Genomic DNA, 18,876 nt, shown 5'->3' on the forward strand with positions numbered 1-18,876 from the left:
CTGAAGCGGGCATTACGTCATGGTAAGCCGGCCATCATCAATAGTGACCGTTTAACTGAGCACCTCAATATGATCTATTTCGTCTTCGTATATACAAATAGCAATAGGTTGATCTGATAATTCAATGGACAAACTATCCTGTTCTTCTTCAAAATCTTCCTTGTCATTATAAGTAGCAAAGCCTTTGATCGATTCGCCATCTTTCGTATAAACAATCACACTTTTTCCACTATATTCCCATAATTTCATGTTCATCTCTTCTTTCAATAGGCATGACATGAGTTTCTGATTTAGAATCGTGTTTTTAAACGGTTACTTGGCGTTTAAGTCCTATTAAACAATGAAATATGTACGTCTATATCCCGTCAGCCTAAACAACTTCTTTATGGTTCCAATTCCTTTGCGATCAAATTCAAGAGTCCTCGTACCAGCTACTGATGGATTAGTTTCTGTTAGACAACTTCCCCTAACAATCCTTTCGCTCGATTTTTTTTAGTTTCTTATAAAACGTTTATAGACTTTTAAATATTCTTATAACTTTTTTCTTACTTGGTTATATTTACTAATTAAGAATATCATGTTTAATTTCATTTTCAAAGTTACTTATTTTTCATTGCATCGCTTTACTTATTTTCTTTATTTATTATGCATAGTAAAATAAACCCATATGGAGGTGAACAAATGGATGACTTAGGAAAAATAATTGCTCTAGCTATTTCGATCCTGACGCTTCGTTAACTCTGGCTCACCAACCGAAAGACGAAATTAGAGATCGAAAAACTAGAGTAAGAAATTAGAAGACAGAGAAGAGAAGATTAATCCTCCCTTCTCGATCCTAAGTATACCATAAAAATTATGGATATATTACTAATATTAATTATTGTTATATGGGTGTTCATTGTTTTATTAGGCGTCCGTTATTTATTTCTTAGAAAGAAACGGGAACACTTGAAAAAAGTGAGGAATAAATTAAATGCCGAAAAAACAAACCGAGGCGAATAAAAAATGACAGCAAAAAAAGAATACGCCAAATATTTAAGCAATCGTTCAAGGGCCAGAAGTTTTATTAGAAGACAGGCTACTTTGAATGATTTAGAGGAGTTGAAGCAATTAATAAAAGAACGTGAGGAACTTTTGAAATCTTCCCCCGATTAAATTGACATGACCGCAAAGGCCATGTTTTTTTGAACAATTTTTAAACAGGGGGGCTAACACTATTGATGATGAGCTATAACATTTATCATACATTGATGTACTTTTCTAATATTTCCATCTGCTTTTTTAATTTTTTTCAAAGTCACAGTCAATTTCTTTTAATAAAATTTCACCTTTGTTCATAAAAAGCACCCTGTTTATTATTTTAAATCAGAATGTTCTGAATAATCAATTTTTAACAAACAAATAGACCCGCTCGTATGAGTGGAGTTTTTATTTTGAGACAATCTGATCGGCCTCTATTACCTAATTAAGAAAATAATCTAAAAATTTTTCAGTAGTTTTTTCCTAAAATTCCCTTTTTTATTTCTATTTGGTTCACCACCAAAAGATGTACTTGATTTTTACATTAAAATGTGATAAAGATCTCTATACGGATACGCAAAGTAAAACGTTGGATATTTCTGTATCCATATCCTCGACGTTTAATCTGTTTTCTGCAAGAAAAATTTACAGAGTATTGCAGTATATCTTTATCAAAATTTTGTATAAATATACATACATGTGATCTATCCATCAAGTGCTTGACGTGGATCCTCTGTAGCCATGATTCTTTAGCCAAGCGCCAGCTTCAACAGTTTTGGCAAAACCAAAAAGGTTATCATGGCTCCTCCTCCATGTAAAGCCCTATTGCATATCACTGCATAAGGATTTTGCAATTCTCTGCACTTTTATTTTGCAAAAAACACAAATGGGACAGCGCAGCCTCCCAACAATTTCAAGCACGGCATCACCTCCAAATAATTCATTCCACTAAAATAAAAAAGCCCTGCCAAACGGCAAGGTTATAGCTTGTTGACAAAATGGGCTAACTGAAAAGAACCTATATGCTCTTTAAAGATGGTGTTGATTAAACCATCAATTGATCATTTATTAAGTTTGCAAATCGAGGAACGTGGATTCAAATGATGAGACAAAGATTTTTAGTTATCGTTTTTTAGAAAACCCGCCGTCTTCCAAATCTTAAGAGAAAAAGAGCAGCGATTAAGAAAAATGGGATAAATCTTCTTCTAAAGCCGGTGCGAATAAACATTCCTCCTCGTACTGGATCGACCTATTCTATTACTCCTCTATGAACCCATCCATTACGATCGATAACCTCAACTGGCTCTCCCTGATATCTCCTTAAATGTTCCACTTTATCCCTCCTTTCTGACAAGGAGATTTTTGAATATTGGTGGACGGCTAATTGCGATCCCTGCTTTTAAGTTATGTTTTTAAAAAAGAGTTAGATTGGACAAACTCATCAACTATAAGAAAATTCCACAAATTATCTAATAAATAATACGATACCATTTAATTATATTTCCAATTTATGCAAAATGGTGTGTTACATTAAAAGAGCTCAGATCTAAACCAGATCTGAGCCCAGCTTGTCAGCATTTGACCAAATTAACAACTATAACAGCTTCTCTTTAATTTCTTTTATTGTTAGCCCTTCTTCTTCTTTCAACCTTTTTATTTCTTTCAATCGTTCAAGTGCTTTCACACGAGGATATCTTCTCATCAATCTGGTATCTTCCTGTTCAAAAGGAACGAGTCCCTCCTCGGTATAAAATTTAATGGTACTGTAACGAACACCAGAAAGTCGAACTAATTCACTAATACTTACAAACTCTGATTTCTTGATTTTCTCTAAACTTCTCCGTTTTGCCATTTACTTTCACCTTTTATGTTGCAGCAGATGCACTGGTAGTAATTGCAGCATCCATATTTCGAATTGCTTTATCAATAGATTGAATGGTTTCAAATACCTTTTCTGTTTTAAGTTGCTCTATTTTTCGTTTCAATTCTTTGCGCTCGAAATCAGAAAAATAATCATTTAACATTTTCTTCGCATTTAAGAACAATACTAATACAACGGTATGCTCTTCCACATTACCTTCTTCTAATAATTCAGCACGGATTTTTTCAACAATGTAATTGCGAGTGCTTGCAACATCTACATATTTTTTCTTTGGTAAGACAAACAAGATTTCGGTATTTTCCACTTTTAGAACATCTTTTTCTACAAGGCTTTCTACCACTAATTTATAAATTTCACGTTGCTTATACCAATGCTGATAAAAATAAGATGCCCAATTTTTAACTTTTTTCGGTTTTTTCGAAGTCATGATTTCTAATAAACGGTCAATGGCCTTATCTCCAGTAGGAGTAGAATCCAAGATAGTTACTGTATTATCGTCTTCAAATTGTACCTTTCCTTTTAGAGATAACTCGACTAGACAGGCCATGACTGTATAGAGTGCGATATGCTGCCGGAAAATCGATTTTAGTTTATTTGTTTCACGGTCTAAAGCTAATAATACAAATTCTTGAGGAATAGTTAAATCTTTTAACAATTGACTTACCTCCTTAAAAATGTATTTACGATTTTCCTACTTATCACTTACTACTTATTACTTACTACTTACTATATGTGATTAAGCAAAAAAATGCAACCCCAATATTTATGATCCAGGAAGAAAACCTCAACCAAAAATACTGAAGAATGATCAAATGCTTATATAAATCGATTAGAATAATCCGGTTCAGTTATGTAAAAGTTTCAGCCATCGACGTACCATGGAATGACTTATTCCCAATTCTTTTGCCACCGCTTTGTATCCCATACCCTCTTTCAAATATAAATCCACCGCTTTCTTTTTAAACTTTGCATCATATCATAGAAAAATCCCCTCCATAGTAGACTGGACTGACCCACCTATTTGAGACACAGAAAAAACACCTATGCTGCCTGTTTCCTGAACTCAATAGGAGACAGGTAGTTTAATTTGGCCTGAATTCGAATTTGATTATAATAATAGATGTAATTCTGAACCATTTGTTTTACAATAGAGTTAGTGAGATTTTGTTTTTCTTGTGAATAGAATGTTTCAGACTTTAATGAAGAATGAAACGATTCTATTACGGCATGATCATGGCAGTTTCCTTTGCGGGACATGCTCGTGGTAATGCCTTTTTCTTTGGCTAAATGTTGAAAAGCATAAGACGTATGTTTTTTGCAAGCAAAAAGTGCAGAGTATTGCAGCGAAAAATACATAGGCTTGCAGCTTTATTTTTTTACATTAATTACCATTCAATTTCACAGAAGAAAGAGCATTTTTCAGCCGGTAACTTTCACCTGTGAATGCGATGATATGGGCATGGTGTACCAAGCGATCCACTAAAGCGGAAGTTAAGCGGTTATCTCCAAACACTCGATTCCATTGGCCAAACTCTAAATTCGATGTGACAATCACACTTTTATGTTCATAACAGTCGGCTATGATATGAAACAATAATTCCGATCCTTGTTTTTGGAAAGGAACATATCCCAGTTCGTCTAGTATAAGTAAATCGCACTTATCGATTTGACGTTTTACTCGTTGTAAAGTACCTTCTTTTAACGCCTCCTCTAATTGTCCTACCAAATCTGCGACACGAAAGAAACGAACCTCAAACCCTTTTTCGCAGGCTTTTAATCCAAGAGCTGTCGCTAAATGGGTTTTGCCTGTTCCTGGTGAGCCAAGAAGCAATAAATTTTGTTTCCCATGTAAGAAACGAAGGTCACAAATCTCTTCTTTTGTCGTGGTAGCTGGCAGATGCAACTGGTCGTTCCATTCATAATCTTTCAACCATTTCAGTTCTCTAAATTTGGCTTTTTTTATTAGTCTCGATACCTTGGCAGCTTGTCTTGATGAGACTTCGGCCAGTAATACATCACATAAAAACTGTTCTTTATTCTCAAAGACAATGTCTTCATACTGATCAGCTATATAAGCAAGGTGCAGGGTTTTACAGACTTCTTTCAGATCACGAGCGATCATCAGTTATCCCTCCCTTCTAAGGTCGGACATAGCCTCTGATCATACATGCTTAAATCCGTTTCATAATCTAGTAATACAGAAGGGGTATGGGGTTCTGACAATTTTTCCGGATAAGTTGCTTTCTGAGCTTCCAATAAGGAACCCAATTCGTGCGGCTCTTTTTCAATACGTTGCTCCATTTCCAAACATTTATGGATGTCTTGTAAGGCATGAACCTCCAGCAGTTTTTTTAAGCCTGCCACCCGTTTCTTAATCTCATCAGGTTTTATCGTAAGATAAGTTTGTACTCTTTCGGGCAGGTATTTAAAGAAACGAGAATACTTAACAGCACGTGGCTTTTTCTCCCAGTCGGCCAAGATGTTGTCCCATGGTATAGGCCTTGTGGTCATCATATAGGGACGTGAGTCTTGATAGATCATTTCACCGTCATTCGAAAAGCAAGTGAATTTGTCCCATTCCTTTTTAATAACTAGTGTCTGTTTGATCCTCGCTTTATGAATAAGGAATTTTTCTCTATCGACTAGAATCTCGCCATATTTATTTACAGTAGCCGAGTCGATTGAAAAGATTGGAAGATCACTGATTGGCAAAGCTTTTAATTGCTTCTGATCCTCAGCCCACAATTCTTCTATCGGAACTCCTTTTTCGTAGTGAGGGCGTTTTCGATCGGTTACCATTTTCTCTTCTAGCCAGTGGGCCAGTTGTGAAAAATCCTCCATTACTGGGGCTGTTACAAAAAAGTTATTTCTTGTATAGCCTACCTTTTTCTCTACATTCCCTTTTTCATGTCCACTACCGGGATTGCATGGTTGTACTTCAAATCCATAATAGGACTGGAAGCGTAAGAAAGAGTCCGTATAGCTTCTCTTGTCTCCCTTGCCTACCGTTACAACCGCTGCCGACAGGTTATCAATTCGTAAATATGTCGGGACACCCCCAGCCTGGTGAAATAACTGTTTCAAGCCCTCTAGAAAACACTCCGAGTTTTCTGCCGGCAGGGGATAAGAAAAGGCGGCATTACTATATGGAAAACTGAGAATAAGAGTTTTGATGTCTTTATATGCGCCGTCTTTTACAGCCGTCATATTTCCAAAATCCACTTGGGCTTCGCCCGGAGGGTGCTCCAGACGTTCGTATCTTGTGGTTTTTTCTTCTTTTATTTGTGGTCTGCGATGCTGAATGTACTCACAAACGGTTCGATAAGAACCTTTAAACCCGTGCTCTTCTTTAAGTTGTTCAAACATCTTCTTGTTTGTTCGTCTTTCTTTTTTCTTAAGCTTCATGTCCTCCTCAAGCCAACAATCTACGATTTCTCCGTACTCTTCCTCGTACATCATTCCCCTTCGACGGAAGGGAAGAGATTCTACTGGTACTTCACCGTCAGCGTATTTTTTTGCTGTTCTCCAATTTTTACCTGTCTTTTTAGCGATCTCAGAGATTGACATATCTTCGACTTCTCTTAAATGTTTGATATAATTAACTTCAGGCATTGCTAGCATCCTTTCTTATCCTCCTACTGTTAAGTTCTGCTCAATCTCAACAGTAGAGGTTATTGGGTGAGCTGGCAAGCCTTTTTTTATGCAGCTATTCTGCACAAATTTCTTGCAAAACTATGTACTTTTATTTTGCAATAAACAGACGTATAGACCGCCCCTTGATCGCTATGGAATAACACTTGTTTTGGTTGTCGCTCTTTTACGGCCATTTCTAGTGTCTTTAACACTAGCTGAACATCCTGTCGGTCGCTGATTTGATAGGCAATAATCTCATGATTGTATAAATCCATAATGGTTGACAAGTAAAGCATCGAAGTACCAAACGGCAAATAAGTGATATCCGTTACCCACTTTTCATTTGGTTGAGAAGCCGTAAAATCACGGTTTAAACGATTCGGTACGATGATTTTACTTTCTCCATTGATCCAATTTTGACGTTTTTTCTTCACACGGCATTGAAGATTCCGTTTTTGCATGATTTTTTGTACGGTTTTGCGATTCAACTTGATTCCATATTTAAGCCGTAGGACTTCTCTTACCTTGCGATGACCATAACGATAATGATTCTTTACACAAATTTCTTGAATCAACCGTTCTAACTCTGATTCCATCATGAACTCTTCCCATTTCTTTTCCCATCGATAATAGGTCGATCTTGGAATTCCTAAACAAGAACAGATAAGGGTAACAGGATATCTGTCTTTTAACTCTCTTACAACTTGGACCACTACTTCTGGCACCATCTCCTCTCGAGTTCCTTGTACTTTTTTAAGATTTCCAATTTTGCTTCTAGCTGACGGTTTTGCATTTTGAGCTGTTCCATTTCATTTAATTCCTGTGCCCCTTTCCCCCATACATATTGCTTCCCTACAGGCTGAGAAAACCGATGAGTTTCGCCATGTTTATACCATCTCATCCATGTCTTGATCTGCGTCTTATTTTTAATCCCTAACGTCTCCATAATTTCTCGGTTGGTATACCCTGCTTGTTTCATCTCGATAGCTTTCCACTTGATCTCCTCTGGATAATGAACTCTTGTCCCCATAAGTAAAACACCTCCACAAATCGAAGTAAGTTATACATTCGATTCAGGAGGTGTTTTTTCCTTGTCCCATTTTACTGGGTCACTTCATAGACAGATTAATGGGCTTTCTTTTTTCTGTCTACTATAAGGGGATCATATCAAAAGGCCGTGCTTTTTGTTTAAAGCTTTTCTTCATAATTTAAGATGAAAACTCCTCATAGTTAAGATAAAAACGTCAAATTCATCTGGAATTTCATTTAGCATTTCTTCGTTTCAATTCCTCATAGTTAAGATAAAAACTGATCCTGATGTTCCCCATGTCTCCTTTTGCGAGGAGTTTCAATTCCTCATAGTTAAGATAAAAACATTTTTACAACCCGTTTCAGGTGATCATCTTCAACGAAGTTTCAATTCCTCATAGTTAAGATAAAAACGGCTTGCCAACCTGATGTCCGATCTTGAACAAGCATAGTTTCAATTCCTCATAGTTAAGATAAAAACGTTCTTCCACTTCCATTTTTACCTTCTGTCCTTGCTGGTTTCAATTCCTCATAGTTAAGATAAAAACCCCAAAAAATGTTGTTAAATAAGCATTTCATTTTTAATGCTTGACTGGTTATTTTTATTTTAGCGAAAAGGGGAATTTTTATCAAATCTTTGATTTGCTTAGGCTCAATGAAGATTTGAAAGAGTCGTCGATCCCCGGGGATTTTTGCACGATTGGGGGTCGACGACTCTTTTTTATTTCCGTTTAAAACAGATTTCAAAGTTTGCCTGCCGACAATGAAATCCATGTTGTATCAACCATTTTACATGATCCATCTGTTTTAATAAAGTAAACATCCGGCTCATTCCCTTCTCATTCAATTGAAGGAAGAGTGAGACCATATTTAACATTTCATTCAGGAAAATTGGTTTAGGTCTATTCGATCGGTTCCTACGATCTAAAATAAGAACATGATCTGAAAAATGATTGGTAGTTTTTACTTAAAATTCCTTTTTTCTGTTTGAGGTGTTTCTCTTTGTACTCCAACGGGCTTAAATACCCAAGTGTTCCATGGATTCTAATATATTAAACCAATGAACATAATCATCTAATTTCAGTTTCAATTGGTCTAAATTTTCGAAATATCTACCCTTAACAAATTCTGTTTTGATAATTTTAAAGGTTGCTTCAGCTACTGCGTTGTCATAGGGACAACCCTTCATGCTTAACGACCGATTAATCTAAAAAATATCTAGAGCTTCATCAATTGTCTTTTTCTTGAATTCATTGCCTCTGTCTATGTGGAATAATTGAATTTGCCGTAAATCTGCTTTCACTTTTGATCAAGATTCGATGCGTAAATATGAAGAATACACCTCATCAATTATGGAGTAATTTTTTTTCAATTTTTGTGGGTGCTTTTTATTGAAAGTTAGATTTATTGTTTTCACCCACAAATATAAAACCCCTCCAACGCTTGAGCGTCAAGGGGTTTCGGGATTAATATTGAGTGATGTATTGTTCGCGCTCCCATGGGTGCACTTGAGTTCTAAACATATCCCATTCGATCTCTTTTGCTTCGACGAAATGTTCGAATAAATGGGATCCTAAAGCACTGACAATGACTTCGTTTTGTTTTAAGTTTTCAAGTGCCTCATATAATGTTGCTGGAAGGTCGACAATGCCGTTTTCGATGCGTTCTTCTTTTGTCATCACATAAATGTTGCGATCTACTGGTTTTGGCGGAGTTAATTTGTTTTTAATGCCATCGAGACCAGCTTTCAAGAGTACAGCCATGGCAAGGTATGGGTTTGCAGATGGGTCAACGCTGCGCACTTCAATACGAGTGCTCATGCCGCGAGATGCAGGAATCCGGATTAACGGGCTTCTGTTGCGGCCGGACCATGCAACATAGCAAGGAGCTTCGTAGCCAGGCACTAAACGTTTGTAAGAGTTGACAGTTGGGTTTGTCACAGCTGTAAAGCTTGTTGCATGTTTGATAACACCTGCAATGAATTGTAGAGCTGTTTCGCTTAATCCATCTTCTGTATTTGGATCGTAGAATGCATTTTCACCATTGCGGAATAAAGAAAGGTTGCAGTGCATGCCTGAACCGTTGACGCCGAACAATGGTTTTGGCATGAATGTTGCGTGCAAGCCGTGTTTACGGGCAATGGTTTTCACAACAAGCTTAAATGTTTGAATGTCATCACAAGCTTTGATGGCATCTGCATATTTAAAGTCAATTTCATGCTGACCAGGTGCTACTTCGTGGTGGGAAGCTTCGATTTCAAATCCCATTTCCTCAAGCTCCAACACAATGTCGCGGCGGCAGTTCTCGCCTAAATCAGTCGGCGCAAGGTCAAAATATCCGCCATTATCATTCAATTCTAATGTTGGTTCACCCTTTTCATCCAGTTTGAATAAGAAAAATTCCGGCTCAGCACCTAAATTAAATGCTGTAAATCCGAGCTCTTCCATTTCCTTCAGCACTCGTTTTAAGTTGTTGCGCGGATCTCCTTCAAAAGGCGTTCCATCAGGATTGTAAATATCGCAAATTAAGCGGGCAACTTTCCCTTTTTCCGCTGTCCATGGGAAAATGACAAACGTATCTAAATCAGGATACAGATACATATCAGATTCCTCAATGCGGACAAATCCTTCAATAGATGATCCGTCAAACATCATTTTGTTATCCAACGCTTTTTCTAATTGGGAAACAGGGATTTCAACGTTTTTAATCGTTCCCAAAATGTCAGTGAACTGCAGGCGGATAAATTTTACGTTTTCTTCTTGGACTAAACGAATAATATCTTCTTTTGTGTACTTTGGCATATTATTTCTCCTCTCATATATAAAAAATAAATTTATATAGCGATATTATCAATGAAAGAACCGTGAAAGGTCTCCTTGTCTTAATGTTGCACGGTTCATTCTTCCAGCATGGAGAAGTTCTTCCTTTAATAGTTTGCGAAGTTCGGCATCAGATAAATCTGATTTTTCTTTTGCCAATGAGGATCTTTCGAAAGTTTGTCTTTCTTGTTCGTTTTCTTTATACGCAAATATTTGCTTAATACCTGCCATATTGACACCCTGCTCAATCAACGATTTAATTTCAAGCAATCTATCGACATCATTGAAGGAAAATAACCGGCGATTGCCTTCCGTTCTCGCAGGGGAAATAAGACCATGTTCTTCATAATATCTTATTTGTCTGGCAGATAGTTCCGTCAGCTGTTTTACGATGCTGATTGGAAACAACGGCATGGAACGGCGGTCTTGATCATTCATGCTCTTTTAGCCCCTCCTTCCTTTTGCTTATCTACATTATAGATGAATGTAAGATATCATGTCAATATAATGTCACAAAATTTAACATGGTTTTTTACAAGGAAAACTTTATCGTTTGACAGCCCATTTAACGAATCGAGAATTGGCAAATATGATCGGAACTACCCTAGAAACCGTAAGCAGAACGCTGAACCAGATGAAATGTTTTTTTATAGTTCGACTAATCGTTTTTCTATTAATTCATTGACGGCATGGAAAATAGCGATTTTGACATGTTCAAACGTCAAGCCTCCCTGCACATATGCCACATATGGAGGACGAATCGGTCCATCCGCTGAAAGCTCAATGCTGGAGCCTTGGACAAAAGTCCCGGCCGCCATGATGACTTGATCGCTATAACCCGGCATTTCATTTGGAACCGGTGTTACATGCGAGTTTATGGGCGATGCAGATTGAATCGCTTGGCAAAACGCAATCATCATATCTGCATTATCAAACTGAACGGACTGAACTAGATCTGATCTTTTCTCATTCCAGCTAGGATTGACTCGCAACCCGATTTCTTCCAGCATTGCAGCGGTAAAAATCGCTCCTTTTAGCGCTTGTCCAACAACATGCGGAGCGAGAAAAATACCTTGAAACATCTCATGAAGACTGTAAAGCATTGCACCGGCTTCCCTTCCGATACCAGGCGAAGTGAGCCGGTACGCGCAAGCTTCCACGAGTTCTTCTTTTCCAACGATGTATCCTCCCGTTTTCACAAGCCCTCCTCCAGGATTTTTTATAAGAGAGCCTGCAATAAGATCAGCACCTGCATGTCCCGGCTCCTGATCTTCGGTAAACTCACCGTAGCAATTATCGACAAAAACAACAATTTTTTCATTGATTGATTTGATGAAAGAAACCATTTCCTTAATTTCCTGAATGGAAAATGACGGTCTGACATCATATCCTCTAGAACGCTGAATTCCGATCATTTTTGTTTTATCACTGATTGCCGCTTTTACTCGGTCAAAATCAACTCGTCCTTCAGGAGTCAGATCAATTGTTTGATAAGAAATGCCAAATTCTTTTAAAGAGCCTGTCCCCTTTCCGCGGATACCGACAATTTCTTCAAGCGTATCATACGGCTTTCCGGTAATATAGATGAGTTCATCACCGGGCCTTAATACGCCGAAGAGAGCCGTTGAAATGGCGTGTGTACCAGAAATGATTTGCGGCCGGACAAGTCCTTTTTCACATCCAAAAATATCAGCATAAACATCTTCCAATGTATCCCTGCCGATATCATCATATCCGTATCCTGTTGAGGGAATAAAGTGGGAATCGCTCACCCGATGCTTTTGAAAGCTTCTGAGCACGCGAAGCTGATTTACTTCCACTACTTTGTCAATTTCTTCGTGAAATGGTTTTATTTTTTTTTCTACTTTTTGAGCTATGTCCATAATTTTTTTTCCATGTGTAAAATATTGAAACATCTGTAAAACCCTTTCTACTTATTCTTCATAATTTGATCATATACTGGATGGTCGCGAAACACTAGACCAGAAACGATATAGTGCTGATTTTGTTCGTCAAATTGCAAGGTTGAAACGAGCGTATTTGCTTTTAACAACGATAGACGTTTCCCATCACCTGTTGGAACGGAGACAACGTAAGGATGCATTTTTTTCTTTAATTTTTCTTCAATAGCTGTTTTTAACCGTTCTATATCTTCGTCACAAAAAGCAGAAATGACAATATAGTCTTCCTTTAAAGAAGGAAAGAAATGCTCTAGTTGTTGATCTTTTTTATTGTACACTGTTAAAACAGGCAATCCGTCCGTTCCTAATTCTTTTAATAATTCATTCACAGTGTTTTCATGCTGAATATAGTCAGGATGAGAGCTGTCGACGATATGTAAAAGCAAATCTGCTTCCTTTATTTCTTCTAACGTAGAACGAAAAGCAGCGATAAGGCTTGTTGGCAGCTGCTGGATAAAGCCGACAGTATCAGTCATGAGCACCTTCATGCCGGATGGGAGAAACATTTTCCTTGTCATAGGATCCAATGTGGCAAACACCATATCCTCCTGAAATGAATCAGCAGCTGTCAGCTTATTGAACAGCGTTGACTTTCCTGCGTTGGTATAGCCAACAAGAGCGATTTGAGTTTGATGATTTCTCTTTCTTTGCGAACGATAACGCTCGCGATGGGAAACAATATGGGACAGCTGTTGTTTTATATCGTGAATGCGATTTCGGATGTGCCTTTGATCCGTTTCAAGCTTCGTTTCTCCCGGACCTCTTGTCCCGATTCCTCCTCCTTGCCGAGATAGATTCAATCCATGTCCCGAAAGTCTCGGAAGCAAATATTCAAGCTGTGCCAGCTCAACTTGAAGTTTCCCTTCTCTTGACTTCGCCCTTTTTGAAAAAATATCCAAAATTAGCTGAGTCCGATCGATCACTTTTACCTCTAACAGACGAGCTAAATTTCGCAGCTGGCTGGGCGACAGCTCATTATTGAAAATAACGGTATTTGCCTCTGTCGTTTCGATAAGCTGTTTAATCTCATCAACTTTTCCTTTTCCAATATATGTAGATGGTTCTGCCCTCAGTCGATTTTGTGTGCAAACAGCTGCGACTTGGCCGCCCGCAGCAGCCGTGAGCGATTTCAGCTCTTTCATTAAATAAAAAAACTGTTCTTCATCGGTTTCCATGAACTTGACGCCAACGAGAATCACCTGTTCTTTCTCTTCCACTCGTCTTCTTCCTCCAATTATGCTGCAAATTTATAAGCTATGCGTTATGAATTAAACCTTCGATAAACGGTTCAATGGTAAGGTTATCAAATTTAAATCATCTTTAGTGCACTTTAAGACAAAAGAAACGTATTGAATTCAAAAGTAAGATGATCAAACTCAATTCATCTTCAGCACATTTCAAAACAAAACGTACTGAGTTCAAATTCAAATCATCTTCAGCACACTTTAACACTAGAAACGTTTCTAAGTTCAAAATTAGGATACAAACTCCAATCATCCTTAGCGCACTTCAAGACTAGAAACGCTGCTAAGTTCAATGTTAGGACTCAACTAAATCATCTTCAGTATGCTTTAAAAACAGAAACGTATTGAGTCAAAATAAAGATTATCAAACTTAAATCATCAATGCACTTCAACACTAGAAAAACTTATTGAGTCAACGTTAAGAGTATCAAATTCTAATCGTTTCAGCCAATTAAAATGGCTGCCGTCATTCTTTTCTAAACTATGTGAGAAAAATAAACGAATTTGTGTAAATTATGTGCAGCAATGAAACAGGAGCTTTCTTCAAAGCCCATTTAAATAAAGATTTATCAATCAATTCTTTTCAATAATCAAGCAAAGCAGCCTAGGGGCTGCTTATACGTTTAATATTAAATCTTCTTCTTTTACAAGAAGCAAATCTTCCTTGCCAAACTTATCAGAAAGCAGGAGCCTCATTGCCTGTGCCCGTATAGATTTTTCGATAATGTTGCGAACATATCTTCCATTTGAAAAGTTCGTTGGGTGAGTCGCATATTTCACTTTTAGCAAATGCTCTTTCAATTTGCATTCAGCTTCATGGCTAAATCGATACTCTTTGTCCTTCATCATTAATTTTGCTATTTCCATCAGCTCATCGACTGAATAGTCTGGGAAATCAACTACGATCGGAAAACGGGATTCGAGTCCGGGATTTAAAGATAAAAAACGATCCATTTCCCTTGGATATCCGGCTAAAATTAACACAAAATCATGCTGTCTGTCTTCCATATGTTTGACAAGGGTATCAATTGCTTCTTTTCCGAAATCTTTTTCTCCTCCGCGGGCTAAACTGTATGCTTCATCAATAAAAAGAATTCCGCCAAGTGATTTTTTGATCAAATCGCGCGTTTTTTGTGCTGTATGGCCGATATATTCACCTACTAAATCAGCCCGCTCCGCTTCAATTAAGTGCCCTTTCGATAAAACATTCATTTGGAAAAAAAGCTTTCCAATCAATCGCGCGATCGTTGTTTTTCCTGTTCCGGGATTCCCTTTAAACAGCATATGAAGCGCTTGCCTTCCGGTTTTTAACCCCTGTTCTTCTCTTTTTTTATTCACAAAAATCCATGCATATATTTCCTTTAATAATCTTTTCACTTCTTCCATTCCAACTAATGCGCCCATCTCCTGTTCAATCTCTTTTAATACACTGTGTTCGACAGCCGCTTTGGAAATGGAAAGATCATATGTCGCGATTTTTTCCTTTTTACCTTCAAGTTCAGTTTTGCTTTGTCCTAAGACAATATTCATTTGGCCGTTATTTTTGAAGGTGACCGCTCGCTCCACAGGCTTCACCTCATTTTTATATTTATCTTCTAAATTACATCTACTTTGTTTAAAGGAACATGTCATGGAAAAAGGTTGTTATTATTAATATTTATGCTGAAAACCAAGTAGTACAAACCTTCTTTTCATCTATGTCTTAATAAAAACTAAGCAGTATTTTTCTGAAGCCTGGGTGGCTTGCGGCCTGGACAAGTACAGATTCTAGGACAGGTCAGTTAAATATTAGCGAAGGGCAAAAATAACGACCATTCAAATTATCTGCGTTTAGCCGATAATTAGGAAAACATGGATTGAAGATAGAAAAATACCTGACATATCGGAACCGCTGCCACGAAACCTTTCCTTCTCATGAAAAAACCGGAGATCATCTCCGGTTTTTTCGTCATGCTTCAATGTCAATTTGTACATTTCTTTGCGGTGCAAATGTTGAGATCGCATGCTTGTAAATGAGCTGCTGTTTGCCCTCTGATTCGATGAGGACCGTAAAATTATCAAATGCTTTTACTTGTCCTCTAATTTGGAAACCGTTTAATAAAAACACGGTCACGTAAGTGCCATCTTTTCGTAACTGATTTAACACTTGATCTTGAATGTTTATCGGTTGCTTCATCATTCGTCCTCCTCATATCCTCTATATTTATTATTTCTTCTCAGAAAGAAGCTTTCCTGCTATATAATGAAAAATTTCATTAACTTTTTCTTCCATCGAGACAGGCGGAGTCATATCAAACCATTTGACATTCATTTTGTTTCGAAACCATGTTAGTTGCCTTTTCGCATATCTTCTTGTGTTTTTTTTCAACGTTTCAATTGCTTCTGCAAGAGAAGCCTTGCCATCAAAAAAATCGTATAATTCTTTATATCCAATCGCCTGCGCAGATTGTACACCGCGAACTCCAGAATCATACAGCGATTTTGCTTCTTCAATCAAACCTTCCTCAATCATTTCGTCAACTCTTTTATCAATGCGTTGATACAATACATCGCGGTCCATCGTAAGGCCGATAATGGCGGTATGATAGCGCTCATTTGCTTCATGCGTCTTTATATGCTCGCTCATTTTTTTTCCTGTTTTATAGAAAATTTCTAAAGCACGGATGACTCTCCTAGCATTGTTTGGATGAATTCGTTCCGCACTGTCAGGGTCGATTTCCTGTAAACGCTCGTGTAATGCTAAATTCCCATGTTCATGCAAAAAATTTTCCAGTTCTTTTCTTATTTCAGGGTCAGATTGAATATCGGAAAATTGGTAATCATCATATAGAACCGCTTGAATGTACAAGCCTGTTCCCCCAACAATCATCGGCATTTTTCCGCGCTTTGTTATCGAGGCAATTGCTTTTCTCGCAAGCTTTTGAAACTCGGCAACGGAGAATTCTTCCGAAGGATTCTTTAAGTCAATTAAATGATGGGGGATTCCTTCCATTTCATGCTCTTTTATCTTTGCTGTTCCGATATCCATTCCTTTATAAATCTGCATGGAATCGCCGCTGATAATTTCGCCGTTTAATTTTTTGGCTAATTCAATGCTTAGTTTCGTCTTTCCGACAGCAGTTGGGCCAATTAAAACAACAAGTCTATCCTTTTCTTCTTCCATATTGACCACACTTTCAAAAAATACTCACTGTTTCATCGTATCATGATTTTTAAGAAAACACCAATGTATTATACCCTTTTTCATCATAGAGTATACTCTTTTCAATTGATTTCATATTCTCTTTATACTGCTCTAATCCGAAAAAAACAACTTTTGTCCAATCATTGCTCCCATCTCCATTTACCTCATAACTTGACAACGATCTTTTACATGCAGCAGAAAACTATTACATAACCCTCTTAAACATTTTTTCGAGCTCATAGGTGGAAAAATGAATGATGATCGGCCGGCCATGAGGGCAAGTAAATGGATCTGACGCTTTTCTTAGCGATTCTAGCAACGCGAATATTTCTTCATTGTTTAAATATTGATTCGCTTTAATTGATCCTTTGCAGCTCATCATGATGGCTGCATCTTCTCTAAGCTTGTGGATATCCGTCTTTTTTTCATTAAGCACCTGCTGGATCAGCTCTTCAATAATTTCTTTTTCTTCACCTTGCGGAAACCATGTTGGATGAGATCGAATGATATAGGTGTTCGGTCCAAAATTCTCCAAAAACACTCCGACCTCAGCCAGCTCTTCTTTATGCTCTTCGATCACCATGACTTCATCAGAGGAAAAGCTCAGTGTTAGGGGAACAAGCATTTCCTGCACTTCGCTCGCCACTTCCCCAACTTTTTCGCGAAAATATTCATATTTGATTCTTTCTTGGGCAGCATGCTGATCGATTATATATAATCCTTTTTCATTTTGCGCCAAAATGTAAGTGCCGTGCATCTGTCCAATTGGATACATTGGAGGAACTCGGCTTTCATCCAACCTATTATTGTCCGAAACCTTCTCTTCATGTTCTTCGTTGTTATTTGGCAAATGCTCTTGTACTTCAGTTTCTCCATTGACAACTGGAGGTTCAGCTATTTTTTCAGAGGAAAAGGATTGTTGCTGCTCTTCATCCGCTCCTCTATGATCAATCGAATACAAATCATCTTCGTTCCATTGATTACCAGCCGTTTTTGGTTGAAACGTCCATACTGGATCCTGTTTTTCCTTATTGATCAGATGTTCAAATTGGATCTCCTGCTGCACGTTTACCGGGTGCTCTTTTTTCTTTTTGACTGTATCAGAGGTTGGGATAAGCTCTTTTTTCTTAAATGCATCCTGGATGCCTTTTGCGATGACTTCAAATAATTCCGCTTCTTTGCTGATTCTGACCTCCAGTTTGGCAGGATGAACATTTACGTCCACTAAGATCGGATCCATTTCAATATGAAGATAGACGACCGGAAAACGCCCTATAGGCAGGAGCGTATGGTACCCTTCTTCCACCGCCTTCGTAATGGAATGATTTTTAATAAATCTCCCGTTGATCATCGTAGAAATATAGTTTTTGGATGCTCTTGTCACTTCCGGCAACGATAAATAGCCGCGTATGTCAAAATCAAGCGAACGGAAATGGACCGGAAACATTTTTTTCGCAATGGGAACCCCGTAAATCGCTGCAAGAACTTGCCGTACATCTCCTTTGCCGTTCGTATATAGAAGCCGTCGGCCGTTATGCGTAAATTTAAACGATATGTTTGGATAGCTCAGCGCAAGACGATTGACTATGTCGGTTATTCTCCCAAGCTCCGTATTCAAGCTTTTCATATACTTCAATCGCGCCGGCGTATTGAAAAACAGGTTCGTGACCGTAATGTCCGTTCCTTTTCGACTTGATGCTGTCTCTTTTGCTGTTACCTTCCCGCCGATTAAAGTAATTTTCGTCCCGGGTTTATCCCCAGTGCTAGTTTTCATTTCCAGATGAGAAACGGCGGCAATCGAAGGCAGCGCTTCGCCTCGGAAGCCGAGAGTTCGGATGCGGAATAAATCCGCTTCATCTTTAATTTTGCTTGTTGCATGCCGCTTAAACGCCTTTTCGCAATCATCTGGCTCCATTCCGTCCCCATTGTCCACGACGCGAATTTTGCTCAAACCGCCTTCTTCCGCCTCAATTTCAATCACTGTGCTGTTTGCATCAATCGCATTTTCGACTAGTTCTTTCACAACAGAAGCCGGCCGCTCCACGACTTCCCCAGCGGCAATTTTGTTGGATAAACTAGCATCCATAAGGATGATTTTTCCCAT

17 protein-coding genes, 3 pseudogenes and 1 CRISPR repeat array are annotated in these 18,876 nt (G+C 38.0%); of the genes and pseudogenes, 2 read left to right on the top strand and 18 right to left on the bottom strand.

Annotated features, from left to right (window positions below; all coding sequences use genetic code 11):
• Nucleotides 1-51 precede the first annotated feature (51 nt).
• Nucleotides 52-249: a hypothetical protein gene (locus NSQ84_RS09875; RefSeq protein WP_063386748.1), complete on the bottom strand. Its 198-nt coding sequence runs from the start codon at nt 247-249 to the stop codon at nt 52-54.
• A gap of 756 nt (nt 250-1,005) precedes the next feature.
• On the opposite strand from NSQ84_RS09875, the gene NSQ84_RS09880 reads away from it, so the two are divergent.
• A complete protein-coding gene (locus NSQ84_RS09880) occupies nt 1,006-1,155 on the top strand; it encodes a hypothetical protein (protein WP_186439339.1) in 150 nt (49 codons plus the stop codon).
• Nucleotides 1,156-2,614: 1,459 nt separating this feature from the next.
• Here NSQ84_RS09880 and NSQ84_RS09885 read toward each other — a convergent pair.
• The 11 genes and pseudogenes from NSQ84_RS09885 to NSQ84_RS09935 all read right to left on the bottom strand — a co-directional run bounded on the left by NSQ84_RS09885 (nt 2,615) and on the right by NSQ84_RS09935 (nt 10,821).
• Nucleotides 2,615-2,872 (bottom strand): helix-turn-helix domain-containing protein, encoded by a 258-nt coding sequence (locus NSQ84_RS09885; protein WP_063386746.1) that lies wholly within the window; start codon nt 2,870-2,872, stop codon nt 2,615-2,617.
• Between the two features lie 13 nt (nt 2,873-2,885).
• Nucleotides 2,886-3,557 carry a GPP34 family phosphoprotein gene (locus NSQ84_RS09890; protein ID WP_339211882.1) on the bottom strand — a complete coding sequence of 224 codons (672 nt, stop codon included), beginning with the start codon at nt 3,555-3,557 and terminating at the stop codon, nt 2,886-2,888.
• Nucleotides 3,558-3,746: 189 nt separating this feature from the next.
• Complete coding sequence (locus tag NSQ84_RS09895) at nt 3,747-3,827, bottom strand: helix-turn-helix domain-containing protein (protein WP_339212776.1); 81 nt, start codon at nt 3,825-3,827, stop codon at nt 3,747-3,749.
• Between the two features lie 116 nt (nt 3,828-3,943).
• A pseudogene (locus tag NSQ84_RS09900) lies at nt 3,944-4,198 on the bottom strand (IS3 family transposase); the annotation flags it as partial.
• Between the two features lie 85 nt (nt 4,199-4,283).
• Nucleotides 4,284-5,021, bottom strand: a complete 738-nt coding sequence (gene istB / locus NSQ84_RS09905; RefSeq protein ID WP_327848832.1) for an IS21-like element helper ATPase IstB — start codon at nt 5,019-5,021, stop codon at nt 4,284-4,286.
• 2 nt (nt 5,022-5,023) lie between these two features.
• Complete coding sequence (gene istA / locus NSQ84_RS09910) at nt 5,024-6,523, bottom strand: IS21 family transposase (protein ID WP_327848831.1); 1,500 nt, start codon at nt 6,521-6,523, stop codon at nt 5,024-5,026.
• A gap of 77 nt (nt 6,524-6,600) precedes the next feature.
• On the bottom strand, nt 6,601-7,260 hold the full coding sequence (locus NSQ84_RS09915) for an IS3 family transposase (RefSeq protein WP_339211884.1): 660 nt from the start codon (nt 7,258-7,260) through the stop codon (nt 6,601-6,603).
• Nucleotides 7,248-7,565 carry a transposase gene (locus NSQ84_RS09920; protein WP_066246422.1) on the bottom strand — a complete coding sequence of 106 codons (318 nt, stop codon included), beginning with the start codon at nt 7,563-7,565 and terminating at the stop codon, nt 7,248-7,250. Before NSQ84_RS09920 ends, NSQ84_RS09915 begins: the two co-directional genes overlap by 13 nt.
• A 183-nt stretch (nt 7,566-7,748) precedes the next feature.
• Nucleotides 7,749-8,112: a CRISPR direct-repeat array (repeat unit 30 nt; unit sequence GTTTCAATTCCTCATAGTTAAGATAAAAAC).
• 441 nt (nt 8,113-8,553) lie between these two features.
• Nucleotides 8,554-8,867 (bottom strand): annotated as a pseudogene (locus tag NSQ84_RS09925) (IS3 family transposase); the annotation flags it as partial.
• A gap of 163 nt (nt 8,868-9,030) precedes the next feature.
• Nucleotides 9,031-10,365 (bottom strand): type I glutamate--ammonia ligase, encoded by a 1,335-nt coding sequence (gene glnA, locus NSQ84_RS09930; RefSeq protein ID WP_063386744.1) that lies wholly within the window; start codon nt 10,363-10,365, stop codon nt 9,031-9,033.
• 48 nt (nt 10,366-10,413) lie between these two features.
• Nucleotides 10,414-10,821 carry a MerR family transcriptional regulator gene (locus NSQ84_RS09935; RefSeq protein WP_063386743.1) on the bottom strand — a complete coding sequence of 136 codons (408 nt, stop codon included), beginning with the start codon at nt 10,819-10,821 and terminating at the stop codon, nt 10,414-10,416.
• A 71-nt stretch (nt 10,822-10,892) separates the two neighbouring features.
• Here NSQ84_RS09935 and NSQ84_RS09940 point away from each other — a divergent pair.
• Nucleotides 10,893-11,023 (top strand): annotated as a pseudogene (locus NSQ84_RS09940) (helix-turn-helix domain-containing protein); the annotation flags it as partial.
• Nucleotides 11,024-11,030: 7 nt separating this feature from the next.
• On the opposite strand, the gene NSQ84_RS09945 reads toward NSQ84_RS09940, so the two are convergent.
• The 6 genes from NSQ84_RS09945 to mutL form a co-directional block, all read right to left on the bottom strand.
• Entirely contained in the window at nt 11,031-12,299 is a 1,269-nt protein-coding gene (locus NSQ84_RS09945; RefSeq protein ID WP_063386742.1) for a methionine gamma-lyase family protein, read from the bottom strand.
• Between the two features lie 14 nt (nt 12,300-12,313).
• Entirely contained in the window at nt 12,314-13,519 is a 1,206-nt protein-coding gene (gene hflX / locus NSQ84_RS09950) for a GTPase HflX (RefSeq protein ID WP_339212778.1), read from the bottom strand.
• 684 nt (nt 13,520-14,203) lie between these two features.
• Nucleotides 14,204-15,118, bottom strand: coding sequence for a stage V sporulation protein K (spoVK, locus tag NSQ84_RS09955; RefSeq protein WP_261308695.1), 915 nt, complete (start codon nt 15,116-15,118; stop codon nt 14,204-14,206).
• Between the two features lie 418 nt (nt 15,119-15,536).
• Nucleotides 15,537-15,764 carry an RNA chaperone Hfq gene (gene hfq / locus NSQ84_RS09960; protein ID WP_066246428.1) on the bottom strand — a complete coding sequence of 76 codons (228 nt, stop codon included), beginning with the start codon at nt 15,762-15,764 and terminating at the stop codon, nt 15,537-15,539.
• Between the two features lie 30 nt (nt 15,765-15,794).
• A complete protein-coding gene (miaA, locus tag NSQ84_RS09965) occupies nt 15,795-16,751 on the bottom strand; it encodes a tRNA (adenosine(37)-N6)-dimethylallyltransferase MiaA (protein WP_327873681.1) in 957 nt (318 codons plus the stop codon).
• Nucleotides 16,752-16,977: 226 nt separating this feature from the next.
• Nucleotides 16,978-18,876 carry a DNA mismatch repair endonuclease MutL gene (mutL, locus tag NSQ84_RS09970; protein WP_327873680.1) on the bottom strand — a complete coding sequence of 633 codons (1,899 nt, stop codon included), beginning with the start codon at nt 18,874-18,876 and terminating at the stop codon, nt 16,978-16,980.

Origin of the sequence: Aeribacillus sp. FSL K6-3256 (assembly GCF_037965805.1) — a bacterium.
In the GTDB taxonomy this organism is placed as follows: Bacteria; Bacillota; Bacilli; order Bacillales; family Aeribacillaceae; genus Aeribacillus; species Aeribacillus composti.